The sequence below is a fragment of the Gordonia otitidis NBRC 100426 genome (assembly GCF_000248075.1).
In the GTDB taxonomy this organism is placed as follows: Bacteria; Actinomycetota; Actinomycetes; order Mycobacteriales; family Mycobacteriaceae; genus Gordonia; species Gordonia otitidis.
On the sequence record NZ_BAFB01000070.1, the window covers coordinates 1 to 6332 of the forward strand.

General features: G+C 64.6%; 6 protein-coding genes and 1 pseudogene. All 7 read left to right on the forward strand.

The features are described 5' to 3' along the window. A pseudogene (locus GOOTI_RS06725) lies at nucleotides 1-226 on the forward strand (MSMEG_0569 family flavin-dependent oxidoreductase); the annotation flags it as partial. A gap of 71 nt (nucleotides 227-297) precedes the next feature. Then, a complete protein-coding gene (locus tag GOOTI_RS06730) occupies nucleotides 298-1353 on the forward strand; it encodes an MSMEG_0568 family radical SAM protein (RefSeq protein ID WP_007237814.1) in 1056 nt (351 codons plus the stop codon). Between the two features lies 1 nt (nucleotide 1354). Then, nucleotides 1355-2788, forward strand: coding sequence for an MSMEG_0567/sll0787 family protein (locus GOOTI_RS06735; protein ID WP_051997883.1), 1434 nt, complete (start codon nucleotides 1355-1357; stop codon nucleotides 2786-2788). Nucleotides 2789-2818: 30 nt separating this feature from the next. Beyond that, entirely contained in the window at nucleotides 2819-3667 is an 849-nt protein-coding gene (locus GOOTI_RS06740) for a carbon-nitrogen hydrolase family protein (protein ID WP_007237817.1), read from the forward strand. A gap of 2 nt (nucleotides 3668-3669) precedes the next feature. Continuing rightward, nucleotides 3670-4761, forward strand: a complete 1092-nt coding sequence (locus tag GOOTI_RS06745; RefSeq protein WP_007237818.1) for an MSMEG_0565 family glycosyltransferase — start codon at nucleotides 3670-3672, stop codon at nucleotides 4759-4761. 184 nt (nucleotides 4762-4945) lie between these two features. Continuing rightward, nucleotides 4946-5893 (forward strand): alpha/beta hydrolase, encoded by a 948-nt coding sequence (locus GOOTI_RS06750; protein ID WP_007237819.1) that lies wholly within the window; start codon nucleotides 4946-4948, stop codon nucleotides 5891-5893. Nucleotides 5894-6000: 107 nt separating this feature from the next. Continuing rightward, a partial coding sequence (locus GOOTI_RS06755) for a helix-turn-helix domain-containing protein (protein WP_007237820.1) occupies nucleotides 6001-6332 on the forward strand: 332 nt, incomplete at its 3' end.

A 6332-nucleotide genomic window follows, 5' to 3' on the forward strand; every position in this document is an offset into this window, starting at 1 on the left:
ACCGGATTACCGCTGGATCGAAGCGAGTGCGTTCGACGGCGGGGGGCGTCCAATGCAAACGCGTGGAATCACCCAGGTACCCGGCCTGAGCTTCATCGGACTGCCATGGATGCACACCTGGGGATCGGGACGATTCCTCGGAATCGACGCCGACGCAAAGTACGTCGCCGACTCGATCGTCGAAGCGCTCGACGACACGCACGGACACGTCCGCGTCGCTTCCTGACAGCCAACCAGACATGACGGGCCATCGATGCCTCGGCTTCACTTCCACTCTCCACCGAACGGAGCACACACGTGACCGTTTCCACCCGTACAGACCTCGCCCTGCTGGGCATCCGCGGCACCCCTCCCGTCAACCGGACCGGTGGTGCCGGGCCGACCGACGACGGACACCTGATGATCGACGGCCTACACGCTGCGATCCCGCGAAATCCCGCCAGCCCGTTCAGCTTCGACGGTGATCGTGTCCTCTACGACGGCCACGACACCGGACTCGACGTACAAGCCATCTCTCGTCCGCGGTTCTACGACCTGGTCACCGACGAGGGCGTCAGCTACGAGAAGATCGCGAAACTGCACGGCAGCAATGTTCTCGCCACGACCGTCGTGCAGACCTGCATCCGCTACGACGCCACGCAGCGGTGTCGGTTCTGTTCGATCGAGGAGTCACTGCGGTCGGGGTCGACAGTCGCGGTGAAGAAGCCCGCCGACCTCGCGGCAGTCGCGCGTGCAGCCGTCGAACTCGACGGTGTCACGCAGATGGTCATGACCACAGGCACGTCGGCAGGTCGTGACCGTGGCGCAAAACACCTGGCACGCTGTGTCCGCGCGGTGAAGTCTGCGGTCCCCGACCTTCCGATCCAGGTGCAGTGCGAGCCACCGGCCACGCTCGACACCATCACGGAACTGCGCGAGGCCGGAGCTGACGCGATCGGCATCCACGTCGAATCTCTCGACGACGATGTTCGTCGGCGTTGGATGCCCGGCAAGGCAACGGTGTCGATCGACGAATACCGCGCCGCCTGGGACGAGGCCGTCCGAGTGTTCGGTCGAAACCAAGTGTCCACCTACCTCTTGGTCGGTCTTGGCGAGGACCCGGACGAGATGATCCGCGGCGCACAGCAACTCGCGGACTCAGGAGTGTATCCGTTCATCGTTCCTTTCCGGCCACATGTCGGTACCCTCGCCGTCGACGTCGACGACGCGCGGGCCCCCGATCCCGCCATCGTGGAGAAGATCAGCCGCGAGGTGGCCGGACATCTGCAACTGATCGGCATGTCGGGGTCGGATCAACGTGCGGGTTGCGCGGCTTGTGGTGCGTGCAGCGTGCTACCGAACGTCGGAGGGTGACATGATTCTCGATGGTCGAGACACGACTCCACACAGAACCGCCCACCGTGATCTGTCGATACTGGCCGGCCAACCCCCGGCTCCGCCGCCCTTCCTCATTCGAGTTGCCGACGAACCGTCCACGGTGACCGCCCATCACGCACTACGCCATCGCGAGTTCGTCGAACGCCAGGGATTGTTCGACTCGTCGGACCGCGACGACATCGACGATGACCCCCGAACCGTCGTTCTGGTCGCGGTCACCCGGGATGGTGCTGTCGTCGGCGGAGTTCGTCTGGCGCCCAACCACACCCCGGACATCGGTTGGTGGTCGGGTAGCCGTCTGGTCGTGTTGGACCCCCAGCACTCCGCCGGGATCGGGGCAGCTCTCGTGCGGGCCGCGTGTGCTCATGCCGAGTCGATCGGTGTCGTACGGTTCGATGCGACCGTCCAGGACCGCTATGCGCCGATGTTCTTCTCCCTCGGCTGGCATGATTGCGGGGCCGGCGAGACAATCGCCGGACGAACTCATCGTCGGATGCGGTGGCCTATCGGACGGATACAACGGACCGTAGACGCCACGAAGTCGATGCTGGCCGAGGTTCTCAGTCCGTTGGCAGATCAACCTGACGCTCTGGGTCCCAAGGGTTTCCGCGGTGACGACGGCACACCGGTGCCGGGCACCGATGTCATCGCCGCCTGCGACGCGATTCTTCCCTCGATGGTGGAGCGCGACCCGGAATGGGCCGGATGGTGTTCGGTGCTGGTGAACATCAACGACCTGACCGCGATGGGAGCAACTCCGGTGGGACTTCTCGATGCCGTTGGCGCGCCAACTCGAGCACAACTGACGCGGGTGATCCGGGGTCTCTCGGATGCGGCGAAGGCGTGGCAGACGCCGGTTCTCGGTGGTCACACCCAGGTCGGCGTGCCCGCCTCCCTCTCGGTGACGGCGCTGGGGCGAACTGACCATCCGGTGGCGGCGGCAGGTGGTCAGGTGGGCGACGTCGTCTGGCTGACGGTTGATCTTGGAGGTGGTTGGCGTCCCGGATACCACGGAACGCAGTGGGACTGCACCAGCAGTAGAAGCACAACAGAGCTGGCGCAGATGGCTCGATTCGTAAGCGAGACACGTCCCGCCGCAGCGAAAGACGTCAGCATGGCAGGGATCACGGGCACTCTCGGGATGCTCGCCGAGGCGTCGGGGACCGGCGCCGAACTCGACGTCGCTGCCATTCCGATTCCCGCCGCCGCCGACATGGGGTCTTGGCTCACCTGCTTCCCCGGATACGCGATGTTGACGGCTGACCGTCGGAACCTCGCGCCTGCGGGCGGACCCGTGACGTCAGCGGCATGTGGGCTGTTGACGCCAGAACCTGGTGTTCGACTGCGGTGGCCCGATGGCGAAGTGACCGTGGCCGTGGCCTCCTCGGTGACCGGACTGGGTGCTGCATGACACTCCTTGCGGTGGGTAGGGTTCGATGACATGACCACGGTGACGCTCGGTGCACTCGCCGCGCACTTCGGGCGCGACGTCGATCGTGGGCTGTCCAAGGCACTCGGCATCATCGAGGTCGCGGCGCGCGACAATGTGGATCTACTCGTTTTTCCCGACGCGTCGATCGGCGGATACATCGGGGATCTGCGGGCGCCCGACCATTACGAGCTACCACCAGCGCTCGATCCGGATGGGCCCGAGTTGGCGAAGATCATCGCTGCGGCAGGCGACATGACCGTCTGCATCGGTTATACGGAGGCCGATGCAGGCCGCAGGTACAACACTGCGGTCTGTGTGTCGGGCGACGGAATCCTCGGTCGGCACCGCAAGGTTCATCAGCCTGCAGGCGAAAGCGAAGCCTATTGCGCCGGAGACTCATTCCGAGCCTTCGACACGCCCGTGGGGCGCCTCGGAATGCTCATCGACTACGACAAGACCTTTCCCGAGTCAGCACGAACCCTTGCCCTCGACGGGGCTCGCGTCATCGCCGCGCTGTCTGCGTGGCCCGCCAGCGTGACCGACCGGGCCGCGCGGTTGCCCGCCGACCGACAGTCACGGCTGTTCGATCTGTACGACTGCGCCCGGGCTGCCGAGAATCAGGTCTTCGTCGTGTCGTCGAACCTGACCGGGGTGACCGGCTCACTGCGGTTCCTCGGCCAGGCGAAGGTGGTCGGGCCCGGCGGAGAGATCTTGGCGACGACGCGATCCAAGGGCGGCATGGCTCAGGTGAGCGTCGACGTCGACGCCGAGATCACCCGTGCACGTAGGGTCCTCGACCATCTTGCCGAGCTGCGTCCCGATGTGTATCGGATGGACGAATCGCTGACGGAGGACTAGACATGCGCGTGGCGCTCATCACCTACTCGACCAAGCCTCGTGGCGGAGTGGTGCACACCCTCAATCTGGCCGAGGCACTTGGCCGTCTCGGTGCCGAGGTGACCGTCTGGAGTCTGGCCCGCGGGGGCGATCAGGGGTTCTTCCGGACCATCGATCCCGTTGTGCACCAACGTCTTGTTCCGTTCGAGAACCGGGATGACGAGACGATCACCGAACGAATAGTACGGTCGATCGATACATTGCGCGCCGCGTTCAAGGCCAACGAGTACGACATCGTCCATGCACAGGACTGCATCAGCGCGAACGCGGTCGGCCACTGCATCCGGACGATTCATCATCTCGATCAGTTCACCACCCCGATCTTGGCGGAGTGCCACGAAAAGGCTGTGGTCGCACCGTATGCACGGATCTGCGTGTCGCGCGGTGTCGCAGACGAGATACGAGCGGGATGGGGGTTGACTCCCACCGTGATCCCCAACGGCGTCGACTTCGCCCGATTCCACGATGCTGCATCGAACGCGCCGGAGGCCATCGCGCGCCGCGAGGGTTGGCGGAATCGACTGGGACGGTACGTACTCGCGGTCGGAGGTATCGAACCACGCAAGGGCAGCATCGACCTGCTCGACGTTTGTGCGCTCGTGCGTGAGGTCGACCCCGACCTCGGTCTGGTGTTCGCCGGAGGCGAGACCCTCTTCGACTATCGCGACTACCGAAGTGAATTCGACTGCCGCCAGGAGGAACTGGGACTTCGGCCGACGGTCCTCGGTCCTGTGGACGACGACCAGCTGCCGTCGCTGGTGGCTGCATCGGAAGTCTTCGCCTTTCCTTCCACCAAGGAGGGTTTCGGTCTCGCCGCGATGGAAGCACTCGCAGCGGGGCGTCCTGTCGTAGCACGCGAACTGCCCATCCTCCGCGAAGTCTTCGGGGACACAGTCAGGTACGCGGAGAGCGCGGACTCTCTCGCGGACGAAATCCTCGCCGCGAGAACCCCGGACGCACAGCGTGCACATCACGGCAGGTCTCTTGCGAGATCACTGACCTGGGAGTCGGCCGCACGCGCGCACCTGGCCTTCTATCGCGATCATCCTGCGTAGGGGTGTATCAGCCACTACCTCCTCGAATCCGTAGATCTCGCCGAACTGGACGAAGCCTTCGTCGTTCAGCGACTAAACGTTCCTAGGAATGATCTTTCCTAGGATGAGTTCGGTCCTGTTGCGGTGCTGAAGCAGCTCGCAGACTGGTCTCATCAGCCAGTCACCGAGATGAGGAGGCGCCCAGATGGCCACCGCCACGGCAACCAACATCAAGCACGTCACGTTCCGCAACGCCGACATGTACTGGGATATCGCTGCGGACATCTACTTCCCGCCGAACTTCGACGAGAACACCAGCTACCCCACGATCGTTGCGGCGCATCCGATCGGCTCGTGCAAGGAGCAGACCGCCGGTAACATCTACGCGACCGCACTGGCCGAAGCCGGCTACGTCGCGATCGCGTTCGACGCCAGTTTCCAGGGTGACAGCGGGGGCACGCCACGCTTCGTCGAAGATCCCACCCAACGTGTGGAGGACTTCCGCCGCGTCGTCGACTACCTCGAAACACTTCCGTATGTCGACAGCGATCGCATCGGTGTCCTCGGAGTGTGCGGCGGTGGCGGCTACACACTGAACGCCGCGATGACCGAAAAGCGGTTCAAGGCCGTCGTGTCGATCACCGGCGTCAACTACGGCCGGATGATCCGCGAGAACGCCGCAGCCGCCGACGGCGTGATCGCCGCCCTGCACGCCATTGGCACACAACGCTCGGAGTATGCGCGCGGTGGCGAGCCCGTCGTCAGCGGCTTGCTACCCGATTCCGCCGAGGCAGCACGCCAGGTCGGCGACATCGACATCATCGAGGCCTACGACTACTACCGCACCGACCGCGGCCAAGCAGCCAACGGGTGCGTGTTGTTCGAAGCAGGTCACGGTGCCGTGGCACTCGGGTGGGATGCCTTCCACCTCGCCGAGGAACTACTCACCCAGCCGTTGCTCGTCGTCGTCGGTGACAAGCAAGGTGCCTTCGGCGCCTACCGTGACGGTCACGAGATCATCGAACGCGCCGCATCGAAGGACAAGAACCTCGTTGTCCTCGAAGGCGTATCGCACTACGACCTCTACGACCAGCCCAAGGGCGCCGGCGAGGCACTCAAGACCGTGATCCCGTTCTTCGGCAAGCACCTCTGATCGGCGCCGCACCGACCCCCTGACGAGTCACGCGAGAGCGGTGTTCTGCATCCCATGTCACGGGTGCAGAACACCGCATCACTCGTACCCGGAGTTGATCTCTTTCCATGACCACCACCACCCACCACTCGTACGCTGAAGGAATGCCCGCCCGCGGCCCCGAACCACACCTCAAAGAGCTCGGCGCGTTCCTACGAACGCGACGCGGCGAACTCACCCCCGCACAGGCAGGCCTACCCGAACTCGATCAGCGACGCCGCGTCAGCGGCTTGCGGCGTGAAGAGGTCGCGCAACTGGCGTCGATCAGCACCGACTACTACACGCGCATCGAACAGGGCCGACTCGCCCCGTCACCGCCGGTGCTGACCGCGCTCGTCGACGCCCTGCACCTCGACAGCGACCAGGCCGAGTACCTCGACAGCCTCGCCAACCACGCAGG

Coding starts and splice junctions, on each gene's coding strand:
- GOOTI_RS06750 (WP_007237819.1), top strand. CDS start 4,946: ATGGCCACCGCCACGGCAACCAACATCAAGCACGTCACGTTCCGCAAC.
- GOOTI_RS06745 (WP_007237818.1), top strand. CDS start 3,670: ATGCGCGTGGCGCTCATCACCTACTCGACCAAGCCTCGTGGCGGAGTG.
- GOOTI_RS06735 (WP_051997883.1), top strand. CDS start 1,355: ATGATTCTCGATGGTCGAGACACGACTCCACACAGAACCGCCCACCGT.
- GOOTI_RS06740 (WP_007237817.1), top strand. CDS start 2,819: ATGACCACGGTGACGCTCGGTGCACTCGCCGCGCACTTCGGGCGCGAC.